The organism is Phenylobacterium ferrooxidans, from assembly GCF_042714595.1.
Lineage (GTDB): Bacteria > Pseudomonadota > Alphaproteobacteria > Caulobacterales > Caulobacteraceae > Phenylobacterium > Phenylobacterium ferrooxidans.
The window spans coordinates 1-2320 of sequence record NZ_JAOTJD010000087.1 but is presented as its reverse complement, the minus strand read 5'-3'; the positions used below and the strand labels follow the sequence as shown (position 1 = coordinate 2320).

3 protein-coding genes are annotated in these 2320 nt (G+C 67.7%); all 3 read right to left on the bottom strand.

Annotation, left to right across the window (positions count from 1 at the left end):
- Positions 1-72: 72 nt before the first annotated feature.
- From OCL97_RS22545 to OCL97_RS22535, 3 genes are read right to left on the bottom strand one after another with little or no spacing between them, the layout of a single operon-like run.
- Complete coding sequence (locus tag OCL97_RS22545; protein WP_377371938.1) at positions 73-915, bottom strand: tetratricopeptide repeat protein; 843 nt, start codon at positions 913-915, stop codon at positions 73-75.
- A gap of 39 nt (positions 916-954) precedes the next feature.
- Entirely contained in the window at positions 955-1449 is a 495-nt protein-coding gene (locus OCL97_RS22540; RefSeq protein ID WP_304700222.1) for a hypothetical protein, read from the bottom strand.
- A complete protein-coding gene (locus tag OCL97_RS22535) occupies positions 1446-2048 on the bottom strand; it encodes a response regulator (protein ID WP_304700220.1) in 603 nt (200 codons plus the stop codon). The genes OCL97_RS22540 and OCL97_RS22535 overlap by 4 nt, the downstream gene beginning before the upstream one ends.
- Between the last annotated feature and the right edge of the window lie 272 nt (positions 2049-2320).

Genomic DNA, 2320 nt, shown 5'->3' with positions numbered 1-2320 from the left:
CAGATATAAGCGAGAGCATGATTCACGCCTGAGCCGGGACCGCTGCGCGGTTCCGTCTCAAGCGATCATGCTCTAGCCGCCCGTCATCTCGCGCAGGTCGCGTTCGGCGGCGATGTAGCCGAAGGCGAAGCGGCTGCGGCCCTGCAGGATCTGTTCGAACACCTCGCGCGCGCGCTCGGTCTCGCCATTGTAGAGATACCAGTTGCCCACCCCGTAGCCCTGGGTGGCGTACAGGGTCTCCAGGTCGTGGATCACCTGGGAGCCGAGGTCAGGGGTCAGCAGCTCCTGCGGCTCGAACTCGCCGCGGTACATCCGCAGGCGGCGATAATAGGAGGGGCCCTCGACGAAGGCCTTGTCGGGCAGATCGTGCGGGATCGAGGCCAGCACCTCGGCGGCGGCCGCCTCGTCGCCCCGGCGGCGCAGGGTCATGTAGAGCCAGTCGTTGCAGGCCGTCAGCCCGTCATGATCACCCTCCCGCACCCAGTCCAGGCAGCGGCGGTAGGCGGCCTCGGCCGCGTCCCAGTCCCCCAGCAGGTAATGGGCCAGGGCCAGGTGATACCAGGTGTTGAACTGGATGCTGGTGGGGGGCACCGGCAGCTCGTTGCCCTTGCCGTCCGGTTCGATCCACTCCGGCTTGCCCTCAAGCAGCTCGGCGGCGCGGGCCAGGTCGGCCAGACCCTCGGCGAAGCGCCGGGTCGACAAATAGCGGTGGCCCCGCTGGCGCAGGAGTTCGAAGGAGTCGGGGAACCGCTCCAGGCCCTCGCTGAACACCGCGATCGCCTCTTCGATCTGATAGCGGAACCCCAGCACCCGGCCGTACCAGACGGTGTTGGGGAGGGAGGGGTCGGCCTGATAATTGGAGCGGGCGCTCTCCAGGGTGCGGCGGGAGCGTTCACGGATACTGTTTTCGGTCATGCCCCCAGTGAAGCGCCTGGGGCCGGACACGTAAAGACCTTAGCCGGCCGCGGCGCTCGGAGCCTCGGGCTTGGCGTAGCGCTGGCTGACCCGGCGCAGGCCCTCGAGGATCGCCTTGGTGCCGTTGCTGTCCTTGCCCGCCTCGGTGTGCAGCAGCAGGCGGAAGGCCCGCAGGTGCACGGCCACGGCGTTGGGGTCCCAGGTCTTGCGGGTCTTCAGATAGTCGGTGAGGTCGGCCAGGCTGACCAGGGCGGTGTCGATGGGCGCCAGGCCACAGGCCGTGGGCACACCGATGGCGGCGCTGGCGATGGCGTAGAGCTCCTCGGCGACGGCGGGATCGTACTCGCCGTTGGCGCGGCCCGCGCACAGCTCAGCCTGGTCCAGGGTCACCCGCAGTTCGTCCAGGCACTCGGCGCGCAGGCTCTCCAGCCCCGCTCCGGCTCGCTTGACCGCGTCGGCGACAGGAAGCCCGCCAGGCGTGCGCAGCAGCTTGGCCAGCCGCACCACGGGAACATGGATCTTTACCGCGCTCAAAGGTTCACCCGTCGTGTCTTCAGCATGCCGTCGATGCTGTCCTGTTCCATGTTGGGCTCGCTGGCCTCGCCGACATCGCCGACCAGGTCGTCGCGCCGCCGTCCCACCTGGCCGGCCGGCACGCCCTCGTTCTTGAAGCGCCGGTCGGGCCCCATATAGCTGTCGCACTCCACGAACCGCCGGCCCTCGCGGGCGATCCACAGCACGCGCTCCAGCACGGCGATGGGGGTGAGTGGTTTGGTCATCACGAAGTGGGCGCCGCAGTCGCGGGCCTTCTGCACGGCGCCGCCCGGGGTATGTCCCGCGGTCAGCAGCACCGGCGCGTAGCAGTTGGGTTCGATGCGCGAGCGGCGCAGCCAGCTCACGAAGTCATAGCCTTCGCCGCCGGCACCGAGCGCATCGGTCACCACCAGGTCCAGCTCGACCTTGGCGACGAGCGCCTGGGCTTCCTCCACGTTCTCGGCCCGGTGCAGCACCTTGGCGCCGAAGCCGGTGAGAATCTGCACCAGGATGCTCATGCCCATGTTCGATTCCTCGAGGATGAGCACGGAGGCCCGCTCGAGGTTGAACCGGGCGCGAGAGTCGGGGCTGAGACCCATTCTGTCCTTCGAACCGGGCTTGGGTGCGTCCCTAAGGCCCGGTCATCTCTTGCGTTTCGCCGTCAAGTGCGACGATTCACTGTGACCAGAGAGGGTTAAGAAGACCTTCCAAGGGGTGCGACAGGGCGCCCCACAGGCAGGGCTTGCAGCCAGCGACCCTGGGTAGATCGGGGCAAGGCGTCCTCCCCTGTTTACGCAGGGCTATCGCATATGACCGAGCATTGAGAAGAGGAAGGCGTCATCCCATCCGGCCCGCTTGATTTTGGTCTTGA

Coding starts and splice junctions, on each gene's coding strand:
- OCL97_RS22545 (WP_377371938.1), bottom strand. CDS start 915: ATGACCGAAAACAGTATCCGTGAACGCTCCCGCCGCACCCTGGAGAGC.
- OCL97_RS22535 (WP_304700220.1), bottom strand. CDS start 2,048: ATGGGTCTCAGCCCCGACTCTCGCGCCCGGTTCAACCTCGAGCGGGCC.